We start from the raw sequence: 25,451 nt of genomic DNA on the forward strand, positions 1-25,451 counted from the left end.
ATTCGTGATTCTTAGCTAATGGATATGTATAACGTTTCACATGAAACATTACAACTCACCATGCTATAGAACCATAATGCTTAGACTTAACCAACAAATACGGTGAAGGCTGCTTAGCCAAATCAATTATAAAAAGTTTGCGCTATTTATGGAGATGGTCTACTGATTTATCAAGCTCTTAAATGATGAAATTAGCAGTTGGCATTGCTGCGGCAAAAGCCAAACGATTCATTAAGGTTACTGCAAAGCTTTTCGTACCTGAGCGGTGCCCAGTCGTGCTAATATTTACCGCCACATCTACGGTCATTTATACTCATAGTGATGACGCTTGCGACAAGGTATCAAGTCTTATGAAAAAGCTGGTTATTCTATTAATCATCATTGCGGTAGCAGTGTATGCAGGCTCGCCTTACTACAGTGCTTATCAGCTCAAAAACGCTTATGATGATAAAGACGGTGCCACTATCGCAGCGGCTATTGATTATGAGCAAGTGCGACCAAGCGTCCAAAATCAGCTAACCAGCCAATTTGCGACGACAATGACTAAGTATCCCCTAATTTCTGAATTGGGCGGTGAGCCGTTGACCGAAGCCGCGAATGGTTTTATCGCGCAGGCAGTTGAAGGGGCCATCACGCCGCAGAATATCGAAAAAGTGATTAATACCCAAGGTCAAGCCAATACAGCAACCAAAGAGCTAGCCGCAGCATGGGCCATCGCTAGCGATCAAGTTGACTTGAAAAACCTAATTCAGAGCTTAATTATTCAGCGCGGTGATGTCGATGCCGTGGTCAAAAGCCAAATGCAGCAAGTCATGAAAAAACAAGCTGCCGAACTTGAGCAGCAAGTAGCCCAAGGCAATGACAGCGAAAAGCCAACGCTGAGCTACTGCAGTATCAATTGTTTTAGTATTAGTGGTCAGGTAAAAGGCTACCCTCTCACTATCGAGATGCAGCGTGAAGGGCTTATTAACTGGAAAATAGTTGATATCGTCTTACCATAAATTATTTAAGACAGCTTTTGAGGTACAAAAATGTCTGAATAGAACCATAAAAAACCGCCTTATGAACTGATTCATAAGGCGGTTTTTTACTTTGTTTAGGAGTCCAATACATTAAAATCTTGAATTGCTCGAACATTTAACCATACCAATCGATTATTCAACACCCAAAAATTCTAGAAATTCTGGACTCTCAAAACTCGCCTGATATAGTACGCCATCTTCACGGTAGATGGCAGGCGTCGCCATCACCGCAAGTCCAGCTGCTTTTTCACGATTGGGTGTCACATGGTCAACTGTACAACTTGCTGATGCAGGTGTCATTTCACCCTGTAGCATCGCCTTATCAAATGCCTGACGACGACTGTTTTCATTCGCTTGGCACCAGATACCACGCATCTGCTTTGGTGACGCCTCATATATCGGATAGCCGATGACATTGACCGTCACGCCTTTTGCATTGAGTGATGGCACTTGCTGATGCAGGCGGCGGCAGTAAGGGCAATTCACGTCATCAGCTACATAGATAACGGCTCTCTCAGTAGTGGTTGCTGGATAAGTAATCAGTTGGCTTTTGTCCAATGACGCAAACACAGACTGGTTTTTGCGTTTTTCAAAGTTCTCATCGAGGCCGATAAATTGACCATTTTCGATGACTGATATTTCACCATCGGTAATATACTGCGCATCGTCCGATAGTAAAAACGGCACGCCTTCTAGCGTTGCACCCCAGATGACACCCGGTACTGCGGTATAAAAGAATGGTGTTTTCGCGCTCATGTTCTTAAGCGCCGCCATATTTGCTAGCATGTCAGACTTGACACTCGTATTGACAGGTTTGCCTACTTGCGCACTCGTGCTACGTACTGGCGTTTTGGGCACTACTCGCTTACTTGGGTTTTTCTGTAGCTCACCTTGTATGACGTAACGACCATCTTCGGTAATGTGCAGCGGCAGTTGTCCGGCCAAATTCACTTGGTACATATTGGGCAGTTTGGATGGCACAATAGAAGTAATCTGTGTTTTGATACCTGCTTGGGTCAGTACTTGGCGCAATCGCTTATCAACAGTCGCACTCACTGCTTGAGCTGATTGTGAATTAGTAGTGCTTTGCGTTATGTTATTACTGTTGGCATCCGCCGAACTTGGCTGAGCGCAAGCAGTCGTTGCTAATAGTATGACGCTGATTAGGCTAGCGGACTTTAATACAGGTAATGTCACAGAGAGATTCCTATCTGGTTTTTAATAATGGCAGTTTTCAATATTAAGACCAACTCCAAACCTACCACTAATTGAAAGGTAGCAATACATTTTCTGATTAGTCAGAATCTTGGAATTAATTTAAGGGTTGTCTGTCATAAAAATATAGATAAAAAAGACTGTAGCATATGGGATAGTTTTTCAAAGCACTAAATGGCTAATGTCGCAAAACTGCTACTTAGCTTTAAGAGATAGGCAACACAGCCAGATAATAGACATAAATACTATATAGCAGACCGCAAAAAGCAGCACACTGAGTAGCGGCTGCTAATGGGTTTAAAACGATAGTTTCAAGACAAATACTAAGGCCAAAGCTTAATAATCTCAGTGCTCATTTATTAAAACTTGGCAACTTCTTCTGGCGTTAAGAAACGGCTATCGCCTTTCTCTAGGCCTTCTAGATTGATGTGACCGATACTAGCGCGGTGCAGCTCAGTGACTCGATTACCGAAGTAACCCATCATACGTTTGACTTGATGGTATTTGCCCTGCTCTAATGTTAGGCGTGCATGTTTTTCATCGATGAACTCAAGAATAGCAGGCTTGGTTGGCTCATAATCACCTTCAAGCAAGATGCCTTCAGTCACTTTCTTCACGGCTTTCTCTTGTGCATCACTATCCATTGCATCTGCCAAAGTCAGCTCGTACACCTTTGCATGCTCGTGCTTAGGACTGGTAACACGGTGCAGCCAGCCGCCATCATCACTCATCAGCAATGCGCCAGTGGTATCGACATCAAGACGCCCAGCGATACGCAAGCTGCCCAATTCTGGTACAGCAATCAGTTCGGTGACAATTGGATACTCTTTAACTTTTAGCGTGCACTCGAAGCCTTCAGGCTTATATAACAAGATATAGCGATTGCCCGCAGCGACCGACAACGGCTCGCCTGCCCACATCACATCATCATTGACGACATCGACATGTAGGCCAGGATCTTTAACCACTTGATCGTTTACGGTGATTTCGCCAGCGTGCATGATCTTTTTTGACTCTTTGCGCGACAGCTCGGTGGCTTTACTAATGAATTTATCTAAACGCATACTATTTACTACCATCGGTTTTATTATACCAGCCCTAAATCAGAAACTAACGACGCCAGCACTCAGCCGTGAGCGGCTCGTTATCTTCGATGGTTAGAAATGGTACTATAATGAAAAATTAAATGAACACTGTGCTCAATACAAAAGCCAGTGAAAGTCAGACCAGTTTAACATATCCAACCTAAGCCTGATGAAATATGAGCTATCAAACGCTAAAACGTGCCGTTACCACGCGACTCGAAATTAAAAAATCTGAGTTTATCGCTTACGCCTATCCGGTGACCTCTCGTGAGCAAGCAATGTTTCACGTGGAACAACTGCGAGAGCAATACCCCGATGCACGGCACTTCTGCTGGGCATACATCATCGGTGATCCAGATAATACCACTAGTGCTGGTTTCGATGATGATGGCGAGCCAAGTGGTACAGCGGGTCGACCGATATTGAATGTGCTACAACATAAGTCAATCGGCAATGTGATTATCATCGTAGTACGTTACTTCGGTGGTATCAAATTGGGTGCTGGCGGTCTTACTCGTGCTTATGCAGGCTCTGCTCAAGCGGCCGTCGACGAGATGATACTAAACCCTTATGTACCGATGACCCAGATTCAAATACTGGCCGAATTTGCGACTGAAGCGCAATGCCGCTATATAATAGAAAGTCTTGGCGGTCACATCGACGATGTCGCCTATAGCAAGCAAGTAACCCTAACCGCCACATTTGCTGAAGCAGATGTCGAAAATTTAAAAGAGCGTTTAGCAATGGATGGTCGAGTATTAGATAAGCTAGAAGACTAAAATATAACTAACTACTCATCGGCCGTTTCAGATAGTTCTCTTTTCAATATATTTATTTGTTAGATTTTTTCAGTAACTGTTTCTCGGTAAATGATTTTTAGCACCTACTTCTCAGTAACTGCTTTCAGTAGCTAATTTCCAGTAGCTGTTTTCAGTAATCATGCGTTCACTGAAAATTATTGGTTTTCACAGGTACTGGCGTTATGATAAAAAACCCTTACCACGCTCCTCTATTTGTTTTTTCACGATTATTAAATAAGACCAATATATGTCAACTTCAACCAAACCATTCTCTCCAGCACCTTTTAAGCCACCATTTTGGCTGACCAATCCCCATCTGCAAAGCATCCTGCCCAAGTTTTTTGCGCCAAAGGCACCGACCTACCGCCGCGTGGTCGAAAAAGACTCATTGGACGAGAGTGATATTGCTTATGATTTCTATGATACGCACCCTGTAGCAGTGTCAAAAGATGGCGAGCTTGAGCAAACCCCATTGATTGTTCTATTCCACGGGATGGAAGGCAGTAGTGACAGTCATTACGCGCGCGCACTAGCGTACCAAATGCACGCGCAAGGCTGGCACTTTGTGGTAGCGCATTTCCGTAGTTGCGGTGGTATCCCTGCTAGTGGCACAGTATTTTATAATGCAGGCGACACTGATGAGGTGCATCATGCGCTACAAAACTTGCGTGAGCAGTATGCCAATATCTATGCCGTTGGCGTCTCATTGGGAGGCAATGCACTGGCCAAATACATGGGCGAATATGAGGACAAAGTCCTATGTAAAGGTGCAGTGGTTATCTCCGCGCCAGTCGATATGTCCTCAGCTGCCATTACTATGCACAGCTTTTTGAGTCATCGTATCTATACGCCTTATCTGCTTAACCCAATTATCAAAAAAGCATTGGCAAACGATCTTACTCAAGATGAAATCAACTCTATCAAAGCTGCCAATCGTATCAGTGATTTCGATGATATCTTTACCGCGCCGCGTCACGGATATCGCTCCAAAAACGACTATTACCATACTGCATCCGCCATGCCGTATTTGCGCAACGTCACTCACCCTCTGCTATTAATCAGTGCAAAAGATGATCCTTTTATTGGCTTTACCGCTACCCCAAATGATGTCTCTGATAGTGTCACTATCTTAGATACTGAGCACGGTGGGCACATCGGTTATCTGCGTTATCGCTCAGATAACGGTCAGTCCAAAAGCAAATCGTCTGTCACCAATGATAAAGAGTCCAAGACTTCAAAATTCGATATCAACTGGATACCTGAAACGGTCAGCGCTTATTTTAATTGGATTGGTGTGGCTTCTATTAGCGAGCCTTCTCAGGATGTGGTCTCTGACAATAAGTAATCACTGTCATCAATGACAAAATAATAACGCCAACGTTTATAACCTTTTGAGAGTGTTTTATGTACCCATTTATCCGTTATGCTAGCACCATCGCTCATGCTGCTCTAAAAGCAAAAAAGGGCGATACACTGACGTTTAAGGACACTAGTGAGATTCAGTTTCGCTGCCGCTTATCCGATATAGATAATTTTTTGGAGATGAATAACGGCCGCGTATTTACGCTGTATGATTTGGGTCGTATGGACTTTGCAGTACGGACTGGGCTTGGCAAGCAGTTGTTAAAAAAACGCTGGGGCTTGGTCATCGCTGGAAGCACTATTCAATACCGTAAGCGTATTCGTGCCTTTCAAAAAGTCACACTCAAGACCAAAATCGTCGGTATCGACGCGCGCTGGCTCTATATCGAACAATCAATGTGGGTCAAAGGACAGCCCTGCTCATCTGGACTACTGCGTACTGGTGTGACAAAGGGTGGTAGAGTGATCGACACAGCACAAGTATTGGCTGCACTAGGCCAATCTGACTGGGATCTACCGCCAACGGGTTACGTAGCTGAGTGGATTAAAAGTGATGCTGATCGTCCGTGGCCGCCTGTCGATACAGCTGACTAACTTAACTTTATAAGCTAGTAATTAATTACTTTTATCTTATTTAACAGACGGTACAAGCAAGCAACCTTATAGCTACTATTTCATAACAACTCATTATATAAATACATATAATAAATGTTAGGATAGTGGTGAGTACATACTCAGACAAAACAAATATAGTCTTATAAGGAGAATAATATGGCTAATACAACAGATTATGTCGGTACGTTATTTGATAATAGTGAATCAAACCCAAGCAAAATTACTTTAGCGTTTACCATGGCAGGCGTGGCACTGAAAAAAGGCCATTCTGCTACTGTGATATTAATGGTGGATGCGGTGCATTTGGCAAAACCAAACGCGCTAGACAATGTAGATATCGGCGATCCGTTTGAGCCAGCTGGTGAATTACTAGAAGCCTTTATCGAAAAAGGTGGTCAAGTATTGGTCTGCGGTGCCTGCATGAAGCACAACGGCGTAGAAGAGTCAGATATCGATAAGCGCTTTGAAGTGATTAGCGGTGATGATGTGGTTGAGCTACTGATGAATGCGAAAGGGTCGTTGCAGTTGAATTAATAGTAAAAAGTAGAATTATAAGAATGGGTCAGTTTCTTAGTCATCTTTTGATGGCTTTAAAGCTGACCTATTTTTTACCTTCTAGGTGAGCAAACTTTCTTAAAAAGATAAATTTTAATTATATTTTCTCATTTCATGCGTTTCTAGTAGATATATAGCTAAGGTAGATGATGCTCCAACTGCTAACTTAGCGTGTCTAGGTTGTAGACCTTTAAAATTACTATCTTTGCCATGACCACTACCATATTCTTTTCTAACCTCTGCAATGCCTTGGACAACAGCGGACAAACTACCTAGAATCTGTCTTATTTAGCTCGCTGCTTTTGCCTTGTTAGATATGTCACGTCGAGTAATTTGAGATATTTTACTCATTATTTATTTCAACTTTCTTTGGCTAGATATTTAGTGATCTCAAGTATATGTATTAATAAGCTTTAACTACAGTTTTGTAGTCAACTATCTTAACTACAACTCCGTAGTCAAAACCCACCACCCTATTCAGCAACTAAATAAACACTATCTCACATACTCTTTACTCAGCTCTGTTAAAGTAAGCCATGTAAATATCCTAATAAAAAGGAACCATTCATGAGCTTACTTGATACGCTTAATATCACCTACCCGATTATCCAAGCGCCAATGGCAGGAGCAACCACGCCTGAACTGGCAGCGACGGTCAGTAATTTTGGCGGACTGGGCTCATTAGGATCTGGCATGACTGCGCCAAATGTTTTGACCAGCCAAATTAGTACCATTAAATCGCTCACCGACCGTCCGTTTATGGTCAATCTCATGGTATTGTCTGAGCAAGAATCCACGACCTTTGATACCGAAATTCCCGCTTGGCTAAGTCAATACTATCAAGACAATAATATCGAAATTGCACTACCTGAACGCCCAGCGCAGAGCTTCGCAGAGCAGCTACAAGTGCTCTATGATAACCCCGTTCCCGTTGCCAGTTTTACCTTTGGTATTATCAGTGCTGAGCAAGTTCAGCGTCTGCAAAGTCTCGGCACACGCGTCATCGGCACTGCCAATCATCCACTAGAAGCGAAAGCATGGGCAGATATTGGCGCAGATGCGGTATGTGTACAAGGGGTCGAAGCGGGAGGTCATCGCGGTGGTTGGTTACCGCAAAGTGCAAGCGATCCATTGGTATTATTGACTTTGATTGCCCAAACCCGCGCCTGTACTGATATTCCTTTGATTGCAGCAGGTGGCATTATGACAGGACAGGATATCAAGGCAGTACAAGCGGCAGGTGCTGAGCTTGCACAAATGGGGACGGCGTTTTTGACCACCGACCAATGTGGTATCAATGATACTTATAAACAAGCCTTACTCGATGCCAGTCACAGCAGACGCAGCTCAGAGACACGCTTAACTCGATTATTTTCAGGTAAGCTCGCTCGTGGTTTATTAAACGATTATCTGCGTGATTTTGCTCAATTTGAAAGCGCTGACGAGCTACCTCCCTACCCACAATTAAATGCCATGTCCAAATCTATGCGAGCTCATGCGTCTAAGAATATGGATGCAGAACATCAATCCTTATGGGCAGGACAAGGGGTAACTTTGGTCAAACAAGAGAGCACGTTTGAACTGCTTGAGCGACTGGTAAAAACGTTATAGGCTTAGGTATTTTTATCAGTTCGCACTACTCTAATAAAAAATCTACCGCCGCAGCTGCATGAATAGCTGTGGTATCAAATACAGGTATGGGGCTATCAGCCTGTTTGATAAGTAGACCAATCTCTGTGCAGCCCAAGATCACACCCTCTGCCCCTTGCGCTGCCAAATCTTTAATCACTTGACGATAATACGCTCGTGAGCTGTCTTTAAATTCACCGACACACAGCTCTTTTTTGATAATGCGATGTACTTCTGCTCTCGCCTCATCTTCTGGTATCAATACTTGTAAACCCGCATCAATAAGACGCTGCTTATAGAAATCTTGAGTCATCGTAAACTGAGTACCAAGTAAGGCTATTTTGGTGAGATTTTGTTTTTTGATAGCATCAGTAGTCGCATCAGCGATGTGAGTCAATGGCAAGTCTGTGGCGGAGCGCACGTCATCGACCAGTTTGTGCATCGTGTTAGAGGCAATCATGATTCCTTGTACGCCAGCTGCTTGTAGACGCTGAGCACTGCTAGCCATTATCACGCCTAGCTCGTCCCATCTGCCTTGCTCCTGTAGCGCATTAATCAACGCAAAATCCACACTATGAATCAACAAATCTGCTGAATGTAGTCCGCCAAGCTGATGCTTGACACCTTCATTAATCAGACGATAATAGCTCTCGGTACTCTCCCAGCTCATACCACCGATGATTCCTAATGTTTTTTGTTGAGACCCTCGTTGTTCTTGAACTTCCATACTATACTCCCAGTTATTTTTGGTCTTAGTTATAGTAAGTTATCGTAGCAAAACCGACTGTTGAGAACGCGCTATTTTTAGAGATATTCGTTTTAGAAATATCCTCTTCAAAAAGCTTTAAAATGCTGCCTTAAAGACAATAATCATATTAATAACATATCGCAAACCCTACCATTAATAATAACGATTTTACCTACTCATTTTCGAAGCGTATCATGTGCCCTCGTAGCCAACTATCTTGTCAGTTACGCTTATTTATTACCGCATAATTATATTTGTGCCATACGCCAGCATCATAGGCTGAGCGTCATTAATTGCTATCATTTTGTAGGACACCAAATACTATGACCAACTTCCCCACTATCAGAATACGCATTCGTCGCAAGCTCTATCGCCTTATCTTTACAGGTCTGATGGCGATGATGATGTCGCTTATTATCTCGTCAGCGCTATTATTAGTAAAAGTAGGCTACGTTGATGGCTTTTTTACAGAATTAATGCATTCTTGGGGACTGGCCTTTATCTTTGCGTGGCCAAGTGCGTACATCTGCGCCTATCTAATACAAGAGCATGTACTGAGTAGAATAGAGTTTTATTGAAATATGCCCTACCGCAGCTAAAATCACTACATAGTGGACATCACTGACTACGCTGATGAATTATCTATACTAGTGTTCTTTATACCGATAGCATCATGGATGTAGGTTAATTAAAGCTCAACCTTATTCTTTAAACAAGCCACTCTATGGTCCAAAGTCCCTTCTAACACAGGTTTGATTTGTGCACACTCGCTATCCGCTATTGGACAGCGAGTACGGAATACGCAGCCTGACGGTGGATTGATTGGACTTGGTAAGTCGCCTTCTAATAACTGAATGACCTTATTACGTTCGGCAATAGGATCAGGTAATGGTACCGCTGACATCAGCGCTTGTGTATAAGGATGCGTCGGATTTCCATATACAGCTTCGTTTATACCTAGCTCGACGGCATGACCTAAATACATAACAAGCACTCTATCCGCGATATGTTTAATCACTGATAGATCATGGGCGATAAAGATAAGCGCCAACCCCATCTCTTGCTGTATGTCTTGCAACAAGTTAATGACTTGCGCTTGAATCGAGACATCAAGAGCCGATACTGGCTCATCACAGATGATGATTTTAGGCTTTAGTATTAGGGCGCGAGCAATTCCAATACGCTGACACTGACCTCCAGAAAACTCATGCGGATAGCGGTTAATCTGATTAGACAACAGCCCAACCTTTTTCATCATTGTACGCACTTCATCTTGTACGTCAGATTTCTTCATTTCTGGATAGTAGGTACGCAGCGGTTCTGCGATGATATCGCCTACCGTCATGCGTGGGTTAAGCGACGCTAGCGGATCTTGGAATATCATTTGAATGTCTTTGCGCTTTATTCTCATGGTTTTCTTAGAGGCGCCTACTATCTCTTCATCACCAAACTTTATGCTGCCAGCATTGGCTCTCACTAAGCCGATAATCGTTCTTGCCAGCGTTGATTTACCGCAGCCCGACTCACCTACCACACCTAAAGTCTCGCCAGCGAATAGCTCAAACGAGACACCATTGACAGCCTTTAAGGTGTCAGGCTTTTGCCAAAAGTACGTCCCTTTTTGTTTGATATTAAACGTCGTATGCACATCCTGCACTTGTAGTAGTGGAGCTTGGCTTTCTTTGACTATGCTTATATTAGATAATGTCATATCCTAGCCCTCCAATGTTGATAGGTTATTGATATCAGTATCTGTTGCCATACCCTTAGTAACGTCTGCTGAATCATCAATCTGCATCTCAGGATGCCAATGGCAAGCACGTTGACGCTCATTTGGTAAAAACTCAAGCGGCGGTGGTACATCACGGCAGATATCCATGGCATGCGTACAACGCTCATGAAAAGGACAGCCAGTCGGTAGATTGAGTAGGTTCGGTGGACTACCAGGAATGGTCTCAAGCTTGCCTTTGTCATCATCGAGACGCGGAATAGCTTTTAATAGCCCGATGGTATAAGGATGCGTCGGCGTATAAAAAATCTCTTCCGTTTCCCCATACGCCATGGTACGACCAGCGTACATCACGAGTACCCGATCACAGATACCAGCTACCACACCCAAATCATGAGTAATCATAATAATAGTGGTACCAAAGTCACGCTTTAGCTCATTTAACAGCACCATAATCTGTGCTTGCACGGTCACATCAAGCGCCGTCGTTGGCTCATCGGCAATCAATAATTTCGGACGACAGAGGAGTGCCATCGCAATCATTACCCGTTGGCGCATACCTCCTGAAAACTCATGCGGATACATACCAATCCGTTTTTTTGCCTCAGGAATCTTGACCGCATCTAACATACGGATCGACTCCGCCCACGCATCTTTTTTACTCATTCCTTTATGTAGAATCAACACTTCGGCAAGCTGATCGCCTATTTTCATATATGGATTGAGTGAGGTCATCGGATCTTGGAAGATCATAGCGATTTGCTCAGCACGAATCTTATTCAATGCTCTTTGCGATAAGCCTAATAACTCATTGCCCTCAAATTTTACGGAACCTTTGGTTCGGCCGTTCTTTGCTAGCAGACCCATGATAGCGAAAGCCGTCTGTGACTTGCCAGAGCCCGACTCACCAACGATACCCAACGTCTCACCATCATGCAGATTAAAATTCAAACCATTCACTGCAGTCACAAGTCCATCTTCGGTTGTAAATTGCACAGATAAATCTTTAACTGCTAATAAACTGCTTTCTTGACTAATTTGTTTAGCCTGATTGGCTTGGGCATTGAGCACTGAGTCAGCGCTCACTTTACGAACAGTAGAGTCTACTTTCTCAGGTGCGCTATTGCTATCTTGTATTGACATGATGTTGTTCTCCTAGCGAGCTTGAGTCTAGCGGTCTTTAGGGTCAAACGCATCACGTAGACCATCGCCGATAAAGTTAAAACAAAATAAAGTAATGACTAAAAAAGCCGAGGGAATCAAAATTTGCCAAGGAGCAACTTGCATTGTTTGTGAACCCTCTTGGAGTAGCGCACCCCAACTGGTCATTGGCTCTTGCACACCAAGCCCTAAAAAGCTTAAAAACGACTCAAATAAAATCATCGTTGGCACTAGCAAAGAGGCATACACCACAACCACACCAAGCACGTTGGGCACGATATGACGCAGGATAATATCAAAACCTGATACCCCACCAACGTGCGCCGCTTCAATAAACTCTTTACTCTTCAGACTCAGTGTTTGACCACGGACGATGCGAGCGACATCTAGCCAAGAGACTAAGCCGATAGCGACGAAAATTAAAATAAGGTTACGACCAAATATCGTCACTAGTAGAATCACAAAAAACATAAATGGAAAGGCGCTTAGAATCTCCAAAAAGCGCATCATAATCATATCTACCTTACCGCCTAGATAGCCTGACGTTGCGCCATACACTGTACCAACCAATACCGCCACCGTTGCACCAGCGATACCCACTAATAGTGATATTCGCCCGCCGACTGCTGTACGCACGAGTAAATCACGACCGAGTGAGTCCGTACCGAAGTAGTGCTTGTTTTCAATAGACGGTGCAGATTGCATAAAGTTCCAATCAGTCTCTGCATAACCAAAAGGTGCTAGCATAGGTACAAATATGACGAACATACCGACGAGTAATAGGATAAAAAAGCTCGTCACTGCCGCTTTGTTTTGATAAAAGCGGCGCCATGCATCTTGCCAAAGGCTACGGCCTTTTATCTCTTTGATAGGCAGTTCCATAAGCTCGGTTGGCTGGTCTACGGTCAGGCTCATAGTCGTCCTCTTACTCATTTAATTGAGAATCTAATATTTATTTTTAAGCGATAATTGGCATTTATACGGTGTGCTTTAAGTGGCCATTAATATCAATATTAATATTGAATTTTTGGATCAATAATGGCGTATAAAATATCGACGATGGCATTAAAGGCAATCGTCAATACACCAACCAAAATGGTCAAACTAAGTACAACACCATAATCGCGATTCAGCGCACCATTCACAAATAGCTGCCCGATACCCGGTAAACCAAAAATAGTCTCGATTACGATAGAGCCAGTAATAATGCCGACGAATGCAGGACCCAGATAAGAGATCACAGGTAGTAATGCTGGTCTGAGCGCATGTTTCATCACGATTCGACGCATCGGCAACCCTTTAGACTTTGCCGTACGGATATACTGACTATTCATCACCTCAATCATCGAGCCACGCATGATACGTGCAATACTAGCGACGTAAGCCAATGCTAAAGCTGTAACGGGCAGTATCAGGTTTCGCACTGCTCCATCATTCCAGCCACCAGCTGGCAGCCACTGTAAAAGAATCGCAAACACCAGTACTAATAAGGGGGCTTTTACAAAGCTTGGAATCACGACACCTGTCATGGCAAACGCCATTAGAATATAATCCATCCAAGAGTTTTGCTTGAGCGCAGCTATCACCCCAAGAATAAGCCCTAACACCAGTGCTAATATAAAAGCGTACAAGCCAAGTTCCATTGATACCGGAAAGGACTGCGATAACAATTCATTGACCGTATAGTCTTTATACTTAAAGGATGGTCCGAAATCGCCTAGAGCCAGCTGCTTTAGATAATTAACATATTGCAGCCACATAGGATCATTGAGATTGTATTTGGCTTCGATATTGGCCAATACTGCTGGCGACAAACTACGCTCACTAGTAAAAGGACTGCCCGGTGCCAAACGCATCATAAAAAAAGACACGGTTATCAAAACAAACATGGTCGGAATGGCTTCTAAAATCCGCCGAAAAATAAGCTTTAGCATAATGCCTCTTTATAAGGTTACCTGTACAACAACGCTTGATTTCAAAATGCTCGTTTTGAGTATTTACGCCACTTTCAGACTTTCTCTGGTCCATAGCAGACGGACGCTATCAATCGGAATTACTCCTTTTCATAGCGCCTGCTAATAAGACTATTGGATGGTAATTCTTTGATGATCAGTGCTTAATGATCAGTGCTTGGCGATAGAGATATCTTTACCTTGCCAGTTGTCTAGAGGATCTTTCGTTGAAAAGCCGATGACATAAGGTTTTACCAAACGAGGGCTGACATAGTGATAGATATTAAGTAGCCCCATATCCTGATCTAACTGTGCTTCCGCTTTTTGATATAAGCTTGCACGTTGCTCAGGCGTGACGCCCGCTTTTAACGTTTGAGCCATTAAGCTATCAAAATTGGCATTGGCGTACTTACCGTAGTTACCGCTATTGTCAGATTTGGCAATATTCAAAAATGCTGAAGGTTCGTTGTAGTCGGCACACCAACCAGCACGAGCGATTTGATAGTTACCGTTTCGGCGTGTATCAAGATAGGTTTTCCATTCTTTATTGGTCAAGGTTACATCGACGAAACCGAGCGCTTGTTTCCATAACGAAGTGGCGGCAACTGCGACCTTTTTATGATTGTCATTGGTGTTATAAAGCAGCTCAAAGGAGAGCGGATTACTCTCGTTGTAGCCAGCTTCATTCAGTAGTTTCTTAGCTTCAGCAATACGCTTCTCTTTATCCCACGTGGACCATTCTGGTTTGTTTTCCACCTTGCCATTAGCTGCTATAGGTGTGAGCTGATAAGCCGCTGTTTGGCCTTGTCCGATAACCTTATCGGCAATGGTGTCACGATCTAGTGACAAGGCTAAGGCACGACGTACTTTAGGGTTGTCGAAAGGAGGCTTGACGGTATTGAACTCGTAATAATAGGTACAGAGATAAGGTGAAACTCTAAGCTCATCACCATTTTTCTCTTTCAAAGAAGCAAACTGCTCGGTTGGAATCTCATTATAAGTGACGTCCACTTCACCAGCCTGATAGCGTGCTACATCGGTCGTGCTAGAGGGAATAGGTAGCATCGTGATGGTATCAAGCGTTGTATTGGCATCATCATAATAAGAAGTATTACGTGTCAAGACTAGCTCATCGTTAATCTGCCATTTACTGACTTTATAAGGGCCGTTGACAACGATATTGGCAGGATCTGTCCATTTATCACCAAATGCTTCGATTGTTTTTTGATGCACAGGTTTGACGGAATTATGAATAAGCATATCTGGAAAATAAGGTACTGGCTCTGACAAAGTAACCTGCAGTGTTTTTTCATCAATTGCCTTTACTCCAAGCGTATCTATACCTGCAGCACCTTCAACGATTTTATCAGCACCAACTACTTTAGCATCAACCAAATAGCTTGAATAAGGCGACGCTGTATTAGGATCGACTAGGCGGCGCATGCTATAAACAAAGTCTTGCGCAGTGACTGGATCACCATTTGACCACTTGGCATCACGTAATTTGAAAGTCCATACTTTGTTATCCGGACTCTCCCACTCAGTTGCGATTCCTGGAATGGTTTTACCGTCTGCATCGGTATTGGTCAGCCCTTCAAATAATTGACGACCAATATTAGACTCAGGTACACCAGACACTTTATGTGGATCAAGCGATTCAGGCTCTGTTCCATTATTGATGACCAGCTCTTGAGTATCTGCTAGTACGTTTGGATCAATATTGGCTGATGAGTTGGTACTATTAGTGGCCGCATTATCACTACACCCTGTCATAAACATGGCAAGTACAAGAGAAGTCGGTAAAAATACAGCAGTACGAAGGGAGACAGAATTGCGGGTCATATGGCGTCCTAGCAGGCAGGTGGCAATCAGATTAACTAATCTAGTAGTAAATCCATTTACAGTTAATATATCGTTTTCATATGCATTATTTACGTCGTTAAAGGCCATGATTTGACCAGTAACTTTGCAATCATCATAATTATCTAGATTGTTTGAAGTGGCTGTCTAGATGACTACCATCTGTTCATAATGCTTGTTAGAAAACTATTGGTAATAGTAATAGTAAAAAAAGTTATCGATGTCAACAATTTTTCAGTTCATATAAAAAACGTGAGTTTAGTCAAACATTTGCATATATTATTAGTGAGTAAAAACGAACAAAAAACATACTAATTTATGGAATTCTACAAGGACTTAACCGATTTTTTTATAAAAAACCCATCATTCGTCAAAATGCTACTCTTATGTTATAAATTGTATCTGACATATGTTTGACATTTTATAGTGCTTACGAACTAATACTTGGAATAGCAATCTATTATTAAGCGTAAGGCATTTGATAATTTAGATAATTATATGGAAGAGCATTCATGTGATACGTTCTAGTGCGACCTTGAGTAGCACGGTGATTAATTAAGATATTCGCTGTAATTCATTGAGTCATGTTACCAATGATTTTTCTTTTTAGTTTCTCTCTAAAAAGCCCTAGTCATTAGAGAATCCTGCTGAAACTCATAAACCAAATAAAATGAACAGCTCTACAATAGTGTGAGCGGTAACACAAAGAATATTACCGATGTAAGCCAAGCTTTCTATAACAAAATCCCGTTAGCGCAAATGTATTCAACTCCTAGACGACCAGTCTATTTTTAAGTATAGTGTCTTTGTTAGTCGATAATCTCTAAGCATCATTATCATGGTATCGTTTCTACTAGAAGAAAAAATACATCGATGAATGATCTCAATGACATGATGTTTATCATCGGTTATTCATACACTTATAAATAAATTAAATCATAAATATATAAAGGAAATCATCATGCGTAGTGCTATTCATAACAGCTTTGGCAAACCCTCCAACGTATTGAGCGTTGGCGACAGCCCGATGCCGCAGCCAGCTGCCAACGAAGTCCGTATCAAAACCATCCTCTCCCCTATTCACAACCATGACCTGCTAACCGTAAGTGGTCAATACGGCTATAAGCCTGAGATGCCAGCCATCGGTGGTAGTGAGGCGTTAGGTATTATCGATGCTGTGGGTGATGACGTCACAGACCTAAGCGTCGGCCAACGTGTGGCGTGCGCCAGTGTGCACGAGACGTGGGCAGAGTATTTTGTCGCACCTGCCAGCATGGTATTTAACATGCCTGATAGTATCGAAGACGAGTTAGCTGCTCAGCTGATCGCTATGCCGTTGTCTGCCTTGATGCTATTAGAATTCTTGGAAGTAGAAAGTGGTCAATGGATTATTCATAACGCGGCGAATGGTGCTGTGGGTAAAACGCTTGCGATGCTAGCAGCAGCACGCGGTGTAAATACGATCAACCTTGTCCGTAGTAAAGATGCGATAGAAGAGCTGACCTCGCTCGGTATCAAAAACAATGTCGTCACTGCTGACGATGACTGGAAAGACCAAGTTCGCGCCATCATTGGCGATGACAAGATTACAGCAGCCGTCGATTCAGTCGGTGGTGAGTCGAGCAATGAGCTACTATCATTACTGGGTAGCAAAGGCACGCTGGTCTCGTTTGGTATCATGTCAGGCAAGCCAATGGCACTAGACGCTGGCAGCTTGATCTTTAAGCAGGCCGTTGTAAAAGGATTCTGGGGCAGCAAAACCAGCCAAGAAATGGATCTGGAAAACAAACAACGTCTAATCGATGAGCTACTAGAACGCGCTTCGAATGGCGACTTAAAGCTACCAATCGAAGCCATTTATAGTCTAGATGACATCACAACTGCCGTCTCTGGAAAAGTACAATCAAGCAAAAAAGGTAAAGTTATCCTAAAACCTTAAGTGATACTTTAACCTTGCATTGATTGTCATTGAAGGCATCATAAATATGAAAAGTCCATCTGTATTACTCGTTAGATAATACTATGGGCTTTTTTATTTTAACCGTACTGTTGTTATGGTAATTCTAATGAAGACATATACATAAGCAAGTACTCATCAACCCAAATAATAATATTTAATAAGGATATAACCATGTCAAACGATACAACGTTCAAAGCCTTAGTCGTCGAAGAAACCAGCGATGACGAATTTAAAAAAAGCATTCAAGAGCGCAAAGTCAGTGACTTACCGGAGAATGACTTACTCATCGAAGTACATTATTCATCGTTGAATTTTAAAGATGCGATGTCAGCCACGGGCAATAAACGAATCACCAAACAATACCCGCATACCCCAGGTATCGACGCAGCTGGCGTGGTCGTTAGTGATAAGTCAGGCACGTTTAGCGCAGGACAAGAAGTATTGGTATTCGGCTATGATCTTGGTATGGATACGGATGGCGGTCTGGGTCAAATGATCTCTATACCAGCAGAGTGGGCGCTACCTTGCCCAGAAACGCTGACACTAAAAGAAGCAATGACCTACGGTACAGGCGGCCTAACCGCAGCACTGAGTGTCCAAAAGTTAGAAAAAATGGGTGCAAAACCAAGTGATGGCCCAGTTGCTGTGACTGGCGCAACAGGCGGCGTAGGTACGATCAGTATCGCTATCTTAAAGCAGCTCGGCTATGACGTGATTGCATTCTCAGGTAAGCCAGAACAAAGCGAGCATTTAAAAGAGCTTGGCGCAAGCGAAGTCCGTCATCGCGATACCATCAATGAAATCGGTAATAAACCTGTCGGCCGTGAGCTATGGGCGAATGCTATCGATACCATCGGTGGCGATTACCTATCTAACTTGCTCAAGCAAACCAAAGCGGGCGGCGCGGTGACGAGCTGTGGTCTAGCAGGTGGCGCTGAGTTTTCTATGACGGTCATGCCGTTTATTACCCGCGCAGTATCGCTATTGGGTATCGACTCGGTCTATATTCCGTTGGCTGATAAAGAAGCCATTTGGAAACGTGTTGCCACCGATATGAAGCTGCCTAATCTTGAGAGCTATGGTGAAGAGATTACGTTAGAGCAAACGCCAGAATACCTAGATCGCTTTATGTCGAGCAAAGTGGTTGGGCGTTATGTGGTGAATGTGAAGGGTTGAGGCTCACAAGATAATTCATAGAAATAGTAATTATTTCTAGATTCTCATATTGATATATTTAAAAATTAAGCTCATGATTTCATGGGCTTTTTTTATCTTTACATGATATTAGTCTATCTTAATTTAAATATTTGAGAACTTTTGCTATTTTGTAGATACTATAGAGAGAAACAAACAATAATTAAATTAATGTAGATAAGGTTCAAAAATGGATAATGGTGAGAAAAAGATATCTAGTCTTTTTAGTGGTCGTACTATATTTAATATTCCCGAATATCAAAGGGCATATGCATGGTCAGACTTACAACTACGTGAATTCTTAGACGATTTAAATAACCAAAAACTCAATCGTAGTTATTTCCTTGGCACAGTATTATTCGAAGAAAAAGGGCTAGAGGGTAACCATGAAATAATTGATATTGTCGATGGACAGCAAAGACTAACTACAATAATAATTTTTATGAGCTGTCTTATCAATCGTATGCGAAAGCTTAGTTCATCAGAAGATGATGAAGATAATTTAAACCTTCTGTATGAAACATACGTTAAATATCATAAGCAATATAAATTACGTGCTTTGGAAGAAGATAATGATTTTTTTCATAGCTATATCCTTGAAGATAAAGATGGTGAAAACTTTGTAAGAACTCCAGCACAACGTCGTCTTCATTTAGCGAAAAAATTCTTCGTCAGCCGACTAGATTTACTATCAAAAACAGAGCTTGATATTTTAAAGTCAAAAGTAGATGAATTTTCACGTGTATTAGTTTACTCAGTACAAGATACCGCAGAAGCCACGCTGATCTTTGAGACGACAAATGATCGAGGTAAAGGGCTGACAAACTTAGAAAAGATAAAAAGCTTTATGATGTACAGAAGCTACATAGCTTCTGATGACTTACCAGAAGCCTTACTTAAAAAAATAAGGACTCGATTCAGTGAAATTTATAAGGAGTATGAACAGTTCAACGGAAAAATAGAAGAGGATTCTATCTTGCAATATCACTTTATTTGTCATGAACGTTGGACGAATAAGGAATACCAACAGCATGTTCAAGAGACTAAAAATCACGTCAATACTTTAATATCCTCTGGAAATAATACTCAGGCTTTGAAGTACATAAACGAATATACACAACAGCTAAAAGAAACCTTTTATACTGTTCATGAAATATTTAGATCTAAATCATTGTCAGTAAGAGAACTTTTTATACTCAATAGATTAGGAAATTTTTGGCCACTGTTAATAAAGACTTACAAGCTCGATCAAACAGAAGCTAAAATAAATTTTGAGAAAACAGTAAAAATTTTGAATATTTATAGTTTTAGGGTCTATGCAATTAATCAGAGTCGTAGTAATACTGGTCAATCAAGTTTACTCAACTTAGCTAATAATTTTAATGGGGATTTTGAAAAATTATTTGACTCTTTAGTATCATTAGTAATGAAGTATTGTAGTGAAAAATCTTTCAGAGAGAGCTTATCTCATTCAGATTTGTATAATTGGATTAATAAAAAAGATCTGAACTACTTTTTTTGGAAGTATGAGAATTACTTAAGAAAAAATGTACAGCCTAAAGCTTCACCCATGTCGGAACAAGAGCTAACTAACACCAGTACTAAATTAAAACTATCTATTGAGCATATAGCTAGTCAAAACCCTAGTGTAAAAATTGTTAGTAATATAGAAACACTTCCTGAAATGGATGAAAGCTTTAGAGATAATTACTTACATAGCTTAGGTAACCTTACTATTGATCCCTTAAGCTCAAACTCAAGCAAAGGTAACTTAGATTTTGAGAGTAAAAATAATGGTTACTTTTTGAAAGCTCCCTTTAAAACTCAAAATGAGTTAGAGGATTTCTTAGATAATGACAGATGGTCATCTAGATCTAGTATACAGAGACAGCAAAGACTCATAGATTTTGCTTTACAGGAATGGTCATTAGAAAGTTAAAAAAAATTGTACATTTATTAATAACCAAAAAAAGCACCCAACTAAGTTGAGTGCTTTTTTATTGCTATATTGAACTAATTAGATCTTTGGTTTGATAGCTTTTATTAAGTGTTATTCCCACTCAATCGTTGCAGGCGGCTTGCTCGACACATCATAAGTCACGCGAGATACTTCAGCGATTTCATTCATGATACGATTCGATACTGTCTCGATCAAATCATACGGCAGATGCGCAAAGCGAGCCGTCATAAAGTCAACAGTCTCAACCGCACGTAGCGCGATTACCCACGCATAGCGGCGGCCATCGCCGACCACGCCGACAGATTTGATTGGTTGGAATACGGCAAATGCTTGTGCCGTCTTGTCATACCAGCCTGAGCGCTCAAGCTCTTGCATAAAGATTGCATCAGCCAAACGCAAGATATCCGCGTATTCTTTTTTGACTTCACCAAGGATACGCACGCCCAAACCTGGACCTGGGAACGGATGACGATAGATCATTTTGGCTGGTAACCCTAACGTAATACCAAGCTTGCGTACTTCGTCTTTGAACAAATCACGTAACGGCTCAATCAGTTTAAATGCCAAATCATCTGGCAAACCGCCTACGTTATGATGGCTCTTAATCACGTGTGCTTTGCCTTGATGCGACTTAGCAGATTCAATCACGTCTGGGTAAATCGTACCCTGTGCCAAGAACTCAACGACTTTACCATCGCTCTGCTCACTCACTTGACGCGCGCTATCAGCGAATACGTCGATGAAGGTTTTGCCGATGATTTTACGTTTTTTCTCTGGATCAGACTCGCCTGCTAGCGCATCTAAGAACAAGTCTTCAGCATCAACACGGATGACTTTTACACCCATGTTTTCTGCAAAGATTTGCATCACTTGGTCACCTTCATGCAGACGCAATAGACCGTTATCGACGAACACACAGGTCAGCTGATCGCCGATTGCTTTGTGCAATAGCGCGGCAACGACTGAACTATCGACACCGCCCGATAGACCTAGCAATACTTGCTTGTCACCGATTTGCTCTTTTAACTGTGCGATACGCATATCAGCGATATTGTCTGGCGTCCACTCACCTGCACATTCACAGATTTGATGAACGAAACGACCAAGCAGCGCTTGACCTTGTAGCGTATGCGTGACTTCTGGGTGGAACTGTAGGCCGTAGTATTGCTTGTCATCATTGGCCATAATCGCGATCGGACAGCTTGGCGTGCTAGCGATGATATCAAAGCCTTCAGGTACTTCGATGACCTTGTCACCATGACTCATCCAAACGTTTAGCTTGGCAGCCGCGCTGTCAGTCTTGCTGTCTTCGATACCGTCAGTCAGCTGCGAGTGACCATTTACTTCGATGGTCGCTGCACCAAACTCATGGATATCACTGGCATGAACTTGCCCGCCAAAACGATCTGCCATTGCTTGCATACCGTAGCAGATACCTAGTACTGGCACGCCTAGATCAAATACCGCATCGTTAATACGTGGGCTATTTTCTGCATGGACACTCTCAGGGCCACCCGATAAGATGACGCCTTTTGCGCCAAAATCGATGATGCGCTGAGTGTCGATGTCATAAGGGAACATCTCACAAAACACCCCAGAATCGCGCACACGGCGAGCGATTAACTGGCTATATTGCGAGCCAAAATCGAGGATTAAGATGCGATCTTCTTTGATTGCAGGAGTGGCAGCAGCAGTGGTCATAAATCGATATCCATCAATAGATAAATTGGTGCCCTATTTTAACAAGTTTACGCACTATAAGGGTTACTTCCTCCGCAAAATTTCGTTATTCAATAGATTTTTTATCAGAAACTGCCTAATCAAGCTTACGAATACTCCTAACTAGCCTGATAGGCGTTCATTTTTTACTAGCAATTTTCTACTAATTACGCAAACAGCCTATAAAATTTGCACTAGTCTTCAATTTCAATCGCTTAGTTATAGTACAACCTTATCCAGGATAGTGATTAGTGAACAATCATCTAAAAATACTGCAACTATAAGACTTTACGGAATCACTTTAATCGTTCTAGTTCATGATACAACTACTTGAATTAACACTTACTCTTCAAGGTTCGTGAAGGACATCTTTTTAATACCATATCATATTGAAACAATGGAAAAATATTAATCGATTTTTATTACGGAGCAGTGTACATTATTAATTAGTTCTTACTAATGCAGATACAAATCGCGCTTTTAGATACAAAGTTGCATTGTTCTGACGGTAGTTAAAAGTGACTTTATTAATAACTGTTTAACAAAAATTTGTACGGTCAATTGTTAAATTATTTGGCAGTAAAGTTATTTTAGACTGACGGATAGTGCAAACACCCCTTTTAATACTCGCTTAACCAACCTAGAGCCTTTAGGGCCTTAAAAAAGGATGAAAATTATGGAAATGGAGTTCTCGAAACGCTCAGCACTTAAGCTTAGCTCACTCACTTTGGCGGTTGCCGCAGCAACACTAACCTCAGTCTCTGCATTTGCTGATGCAACGCCAGACTGTAATGCAGGCACTGACACCACTGCTCTAGAATGCGGTGTTGATTCTACTGCAACAGGTGTGGATGCCCTTGCTGTTGGTACAGACTCAGCTGCAACAGGTCCTTCTACTACGGCAGTTGGCGGCGAGTCAGCAGCAAATGGTGCCGGTGCAACGGCTATCGGATGGCAAGCAGTTACTCAAGGCAATCGATCAACTGCACTAGGTCATCAGACCTCTGCAATCGGTATTCAGTCAGTTGCTGTTGGTGAAGATGCAAGCGCAACAGGCAATGGTGCAATCGCGATTGGCGGTAATAACGATGTCAATAATGATGGTACTTTAGACGAAGACGGTATTGGTTCAAATGCCAATGGTAATGACGCTGTGGCAATCGGTGCTGGTGCTAGTGCGCAAGGCAACTCTACTACGGCAGTTGGCGGTGAATCAGTGGCGACTGGTCCAGGAGCAACCGCTATCGGTTGGCAATCAGGCGCAAATGCTGAACGCGCTCAAGCTTTCGGTCACTTGGCCCAAGCGAACGGCGAACGCTCTACCGCAGTGGGTGAGGCAGCAATAGCAGGCGGCACTAATGATACAGTTGCCATTGGTAACCAAGCCAATGCTGGTATGAACTCGGCCACCGCAGTCGGCGGTCAAGCCAATGCTGCAGGTTTAGGGTCTACTTCCGTAGGCTGGCAGTCAGCAGCTACTGGCGAACGTGCGCAGGCATTTGGTCATCTAGCAACCGCCCAAGGCGAGCGATCATTAGCCATTGGTGAAAACGCTGACGCGCAATCTGGCTTCGCTACCGCTATCGGTAACGAATCAATTGCTAACGGTGTGGATGCTCTAGCAGTAGGTGATGCAGCCAATGCAACTGGCAATTCTACTACGGCAGTTGGTGGCGAGTCAGTAGCGACTGGTCCAGGAGCAACGGCTATCGGTTGGCAATCAGGCGCAAATGCTGAACGTGCGCAAGCATTCGGTCATTTGGCTCAAGCGAACGGTGTGCGTTCAACCGCCGTAGGTGAAGCTGCGCAAGCACAAGGCGAACGCTCGGTGGCACTAGGTAACGAATCAGTCGCTGGTGGCACTAATGATACAGTCGCGATTGGTAACCAAGCCAATGCTGGTATGAACTCAGCCACCGCAGTCGGTGGCCAAGCAAACGCCGCAGGTTTAGGGTCTACTTCAGTAGGTTGGCAATCAGAAGCAACTGGTGAACGTGCGCAAGCTTTTGGTCACTTAGCATCAGCGACTGGTCTACGCTCAACAGCAGTAGGCGAAGCAGCTAGCGCCGAATCAGATAATGCCGTCGCGATTGGTAATAACTCGGTAGCTTCAGGTTTAGATGGTGTAGCGATCGGTGGGGATAGAAGCGGTGTGCGTCAAACTACAGCTTCTGGTACCTCTTCAACTGCTGTTGGTGCTCAAGCTCAAGCAACACAAGCGGGAGCTAGCGCAATAGGTTGGCAATCAACCGCTAGTGCTGAACGTGCGCAAGCTTTTGGTCATTTAGCTTCTGCAACAGGCGTACGTTCGACCGCTGTTGGTGAAGCCGCAATGGCACAAGGTGCAGGATCTATCGCCCTAGGTAACCAATCAACTGCTAGTGGCTCAAATGGTATTGCTATCGGTAACGGAGCCGCTGCCGCAAATGATGACCAAATCGTCTTGGGCAGTACAGGTCAATTACAGGCGAGCACTGCGTCACAATCTGGTACTACCAGTATCGTGACAGCGGATGCAAACGGTACATTAGGTACCAGTAGTATAGACTCATTTGCAAGTGCCAGACAGTTCAACGATTTGCGTAGTCAGTACAATCGTCAAGAAGATCGTTTAGATGAAGCAGAAGACGGTATAGCCATGGCATTGTCGATGGAAACACCGGTTATTCCTTCAGGTAAGAAATATGCGATGACTATCGGTACGGGCTACTACAATAGTAGCACTGCGATCAGCGCATCGTTTGCTGGACGAGTAAGTGACAGTGTTACCATTTCGACAGGCGCTGGTTTTGGTACTGATACTGGTAAAGTAGGCGCACGTGGCGGTGTTACTTTTGCTTGGTAAGTAATTTATAAGTATTTGCTTAAACCATTGGTTTATACAA

Annotated in this window: 21 protein-coding genes; 11 read left to right on the forward strand and 10 right to left on the reverse strand. The window is 42.9% G+C overall.

Annotated features, from left to right (window positions below):
- Positions 1-182 precede the first annotated feature (182 nt).
- Positions 183-1,001 carry a DUF2939 domain-containing protein gene (locus ABFV72_RS05400; RefSeq protein ID WP_347162719.1) on the forward strand — a complete coding sequence of 273 codons (819 nt, stop codon included), beginning with the start codon at positions 183-185 and terminating at the stop codon, positions 999-1,001.
- Between the two features lie 153 nt (positions 1,002-1,154).
- Here ABFV72_RS05400 and ABFV72_RS05405 read toward each other — a convergent pair whose 3' ends face one another.
- Both ABFV72_RS05405 and ABFV72_RS05410 read right to left on the reverse strand, forming a co-directional pair.
- On the reverse strand, positions 1,155-2,219 hold the full coding sequence (locus ABFV72_RS05405) for a disulfide isomerase DsbC N-terminal domain-containing protein (protein ID WP_347162720.1): 1,065 nt from the start codon (positions 2,217-2,219) through the stop codon (positions 1,155-1,157).
- A 377-nt stretch (positions 2,220-2,596) separates the two neighbouring features.
- Positions 2,597-3,301, reverse strand: coding sequence for a pseudouridine synthase (locus tag ABFV72_RS05410; RefSeq protein ID WP_347162721.1), 705 nt, complete (start codon positions 3,299-3,301; stop codon positions 2,597-2,599).
- A 197-nt stretch (positions 3,302-3,498) separates the two neighbouring features.
- Here ABFV72_RS05410 and ABFV72_RS05415 point away from each other — a divergent pair, with 197 nt between their 5' ends.
- From ABFV72_RS05415 to ABFV72_RS05430, 4 genes are all read left to right on the forward strand, one after another.
- Positions 3,499-4,101: a YigZ family protein gene (locus ABFV72_RS05415; protein WP_347162722.1), complete on the forward strand. Its 603-nt coding sequence runs from the start codon at positions 3,499-3,501 to the stop codon at positions 4,099-4,101.
- Positions 4,102-4,369: 268 nt separating this feature from the next.
- Entirely contained in the window at positions 4,370-5,467 is a 1,098-nt protein-coding gene (locus ABFV72_RS05420; RefSeq protein WP_347162723.1) for a YheT family hydrolase, read from the forward strand.
- A gap of 59 nt (positions 5,468-5,526) precedes the next feature.
- Positions 5,527-6,078, forward strand: a complete 552-nt coding sequence (locus tag ABFV72_RS05425; protein WP_347162724.1) for an acyl-CoA thioesterase — start codon at positions 5,527-5,529, stop codon at positions 6,076-6,078.
- A gap of 177 nt (positions 6,079-6,255) precedes the next feature.
- The gene (locus ABFV72_RS05430; protein WP_102078217.1) at positions 6,256-6,633 is read left to right on the forward strand and encodes a DsrE family protein; all 378 of its coding nucleotides are present in this window, start codon (positions 6,256-6,258) and stop codon (positions 6,631-6,633) included.
- A 114-nt stretch (positions 6,634-6,747) separates the two neighbouring features.
- On the opposite strand, the gene ABFV72_RS13095 is transcribed toward ABFV72_RS05430, so the two are convergent.
- Positions 6,748-6,942: an abortive infection family protein gene (locus tag ABFV72_RS13095; protein WP_431192081.1), complete on the reverse strand. Its 195-nt coding sequence runs from the start codon at positions 6,940-6,942 to the stop codon at positions 6,748-6,750.
- A 279-nt stretch (positions 6,943-7,221) separates the two neighbouring features.
- Here ABFV72_RS13095 and ABFV72_RS05435 point away from each other — a divergent pair, with 279 nt between their 5' ends.
- Positions 7,222-8,265 (forward strand): NAD(P)H-dependent flavin oxidoreductase, encoded by a 1,044-nt coding sequence (locus ABFV72_RS05435; protein ID WP_347162725.1) that lies wholly within the window; start codon positions 7,222-7,224, stop codon positions 8,263-8,265.
- Positions 8,266-8,290: 25 nt separating this feature from the next.
- Here the strand turns inward: ABFV72_RS05435 and ABFV72_RS05440 are convergent, their stop codons facing one another.
- A complete protein-coding gene (locus ABFV72_RS05440; RefSeq protein ID WP_347162726.1) occupies positions 8,291-9,010 on the reverse strand; it encodes an aspartate/glutamate racemase family protein in 720 nt (239 codons plus the stop codon).
- A 344-nt stretch (positions 9,011-9,354) separates the two neighbouring features.
- Here ABFV72_RS05440 and ABFV72_RS05445 point away from each other — a divergent pair, with 344 nt between their 5' ends.
- Entirely contained in the window at positions 9,355-9,609 is a 255-nt protein-coding gene (locus ABFV72_RS05445; RefSeq protein WP_101204702.1) for a DUF2798 domain-containing protein, read from the forward strand.
- Positions 9,610-9,719: 110 nt separating this feature from the next.
- Here ABFV72_RS05445 and oppF read toward each other — a convergent pair whose 3' ends face one another.
- From oppF to ABFV72_RS05470, 5 genes are all read right to left on the reverse strand, one after another.
- Positions 9,720-10,742 carry a murein tripeptide/oligopeptide ABC transporter ATP binding protein OppF gene (oppF, locus tag ABFV72_RS05450; protein WP_347162727.1) on the reverse strand — a complete coding sequence of 341 codons (1,023 nt, stop codon included), beginning with the start codon at positions 10,740-10,742 and terminating at the stop codon, positions 9,720-9,722.
- Between the two features lie 3 nt (positions 10,743-10,745).
- Positions 10,746-11,903 carry an oligopeptide ABC transporter ATP-binding protein OppD gene (oppD, locus tag ABFV72_RS05455; RefSeq protein ID WP_347162728.1) on the reverse strand — a complete coding sequence of 386 codons (1,158 nt, stop codon included), beginning with the start codon at positions 11,901-11,903 and terminating at the stop codon, positions 10,746-10,748.
- Positions 11,904-11,930: 27 nt separating this feature from the next.
- Positions 11,931-12,836 (reverse strand): oligopeptide ABC transporter permease OppC, encoded by a 906-nt coding sequence (oppC, locus tag ABFV72_RS05460; protein WP_347162729.1) that lies wholly within the window; start codon positions 12,834-12,836, stop codon positions 11,931-11,933.
- Between the two features lie 98 nt (positions 12,837-12,934).
- Positions 12,935-13,855, reverse strand: a complete 921-nt coding sequence (gene oppB / locus ABFV72_RS05465) for an oligopeptide ABC transporter permease OppB (RefSeq protein WP_191114461.1) — start codon at positions 13,853-13,855, stop codon at positions 12,935-12,937.
- 189 nt (positions 13,856-14,044) lie between these two features.
- Entirely contained in the window at positions 14,045-15,715 is a 1,671-nt protein-coding gene (locus tag ABFV72_RS05470) for an ABC transporter substrate-binding protein (RefSeq protein ID WP_347162730.1), read from the reverse strand.
- Positions 15,716-16,694: 979 nt separating this feature from the next.
- On the opposite strand from ABFV72_RS05470, the gene ABFV72_RS05475 reads away from it, so the two are divergent.
- From ABFV72_RS05475 to ABFV72_RS05485, 3 genes are all read left to right on the forward strand, one after another.
- Positions 16,695-17,672 carry a zinc-binding dehydrogenase gene (locus ABFV72_RS05475; protein ID WP_347162731.1) on the forward strand — a complete coding sequence of 326 codons (978 nt, stop codon included), beginning with the start codon at positions 16,695-16,697 and terminating at the stop codon, positions 17,670-17,672.
- Positions 17,673-17,864: 192 nt separating this feature from the next.
- On the forward strand, positions 17,865-18,869 hold the full coding sequence (locus ABFV72_RS05480; RefSeq protein WP_347162732.1) for a YhdH/YhfP family quinone oxidoreductase: 1,005 nt from the start codon (positions 17,865-17,867) through the stop codon (positions 18,867-18,869).
- Positions 18,870-19,077: 208 nt separating this feature from the next.
- On the forward strand, positions 19,078-20,826 hold the full coding sequence (locus ABFV72_RS05485) for a DUF262 domain-containing protein (RefSeq protein WP_347162733.1): 1,749 nt from the start codon (positions 19,078-19,080) through the stop codon (positions 20,824-20,826).
- A gap of 111 nt (positions 20,827-20,937) precedes the next feature.
- On the opposite strand, the gene guaA is transcribed toward ABFV72_RS05485, so the two are convergent.
- Positions 20,938-22,548 (reverse strand): glutamine-hydrolyzing GMP synthase, encoded by a 1,611-nt coding sequence (gene guaA / locus ABFV72_RS05490; protein WP_347162734.1) that lies wholly within the window; start codon positions 22,546-22,548, stop codon positions 20,938-20,940.
- Positions 22,549-23,242: 694 nt separating this feature from the next.
- On the opposite strand from guaA, the gene ABFV72_RS05495 reads away from it, so the two are divergent.
- Positions 23,243-25,411 carry a YadA-like family protein gene (locus ABFV72_RS05495; RefSeq protein WP_347162735.1) on the forward strand — a complete coding sequence of 723 codons (2,169 nt, stop codon included), beginning with the start codon at positions 23,243-23,245 and terminating at the stop codon, positions 25,409-25,411.
- The last annotated feature ends 40 nt before the right edge of the window (positions 25,412-25,451 follow it).

Source organism: Psychrobacter proteolyticus, from assembly GCF_039762275.1.
Taxonomy (GTDB): Bacteria; Pseudomonadota; Gammaproteobacteria; order Pseudomonadales; family Moraxellaceae; genus Psychrobacter; species Psychrobacter proteolyticus_C.

What these genes read in the sequence shown, in the direction of transcription:
- ABFV72_RS05440 (WP_347162726.1), bottom strand. Translation starts at nt 9,010, where the DNA reads ATGGAAGTTCAAGAACAACGAGGGTCTCAACAAAAAACATTAGGAATC.
- ABFV72_RS05475 (WP_347162731.1), top strand. Translation starts at nt 16,695, where the DNA reads ATGCGTAGTGCTATTCATAACAGCTTTGGCAAACCCTCCAACGTATTG.
- ABFV72_RS05400 (WP_347162719.1), top strand. Translation starts at nt 183, where the DNA reads ATGATGAAATTAGCAGTTGGCATTGCTGCGGCAAAAGCCAAACGATTC.
- oppB (WP_191114461.1), bottom strand. Translation starts at nt 13,855, where the DNA reads ATGCTAAAGCTTATTTTTCGGCGGATTTTAGAAGCCATTCCGACCATG.
- ABFV72_RS05480 (WP_347162732.1), top strand. Translation starts at nt 17,865, where the DNA reads ATGTCAAACGATACAACGTTCAAAGCCTTAGTCGTCGAAGAAACCAGC.
- ABFV72_RS05495 (WP_347162735.1), top strand. Translation starts at nt 23,243, where the DNA reads ATGGAAATGGAGTTCTCGAAACGCTCAGCACTTAAGCTTAGCTCACTC.
- oppD (WP_347162728.1), bottom strand. Translation starts at nt 11,903, where the DNA reads ATGTCAATACAAGATAGCAATAGCGCACCTGAGAAAGTAGACTCTACT.
- ABFV72_RS05430 (WP_102078217.1), top strand. Translation starts at nt 6,256, where the DNA reads ATGGCTAATACAACAGATTATGTCGGTACGTTATTTGATAATAGTGAA.
- oppC (WP_347162729.1), bottom strand. Translation starts at nt 12,836, where the DNA reads ATGAGCCTGACCGTAGACCAGCCAACCGAGCTTATGGAACTGCCTATC.
- ABFV72_RS05420 (WP_347162723.1), top strand. Translation starts at nt 4,370, where the DNA reads ATGTCAACTTCAACCAAACCATTCTCTCCAGCACCTTTTAAGCCACCA.
- ABFV72_RS05485 (WP_347162733.1), top strand. Translation starts at nt 19,078, where the DNA reads ATGGATAATGGTGAGAAAAAGATATCTAGTCTTTTTAGTGGTCGTACT.
- ABFV72_RS05470 (WP_347162730.1), bottom strand. Translation starts at nt 15,715, where the DNA reads ATGACCCGCAATTCTGTCTCCCTTCGTACTGCTGTATTTTTACCGACT.
- ABFV72_RS05410 (WP_347162721.1), bottom strand. Translation starts at nt 3,301, where the DNA reads ATGCGTTTAGATAAATTCATTAGTAAAGCCACCGAGCTGTCGCGCAAA.
- ABFV72_RS05445 (WP_101204702.1), top strand. Translation starts at nt 9,355, where the DNA reads ATGACCAACTTCCCCACTATCAGAATACGCATTCGTCGCAAGCTCTAT.
- ABFV72_RS05415 (WP_347162722.1), top strand. Translation starts at nt 3,499, where the DNA reads ATGAGCTATCAAACGCTAAAACGTGCCGTTACCACGCGACTCGAAATT.
- guaA (WP_347162734.1), bottom strand. Translation starts at nt 22,548, where the DNA reads ATGACCACTGCTGCTGCCACTCCTGCAATCAAAGAAGATCGCATCTTA.
- ABFV72_RS05425 (WP_347162724.1), top strand. Translation starts at nt 5,527, where the DNA reads ATGTACCCATTTATCCGTTATGCTAGCACCATCGCTCATGCTGCTCTA.
- ABFV72_RS05435 (WP_347162725.1), top strand. Translation starts at nt 7,222, where the DNA reads ATGAGCTTACTTGATACGCTTAATATCACCTACCCGATTATCCAAGCG.
- oppF (WP_347162727.1), bottom strand. Translation starts at nt 10,742, where the DNA reads ATGACATTATCTAATATAAGCATAGTCAAAGAAAGCCAAGCTCCACTA.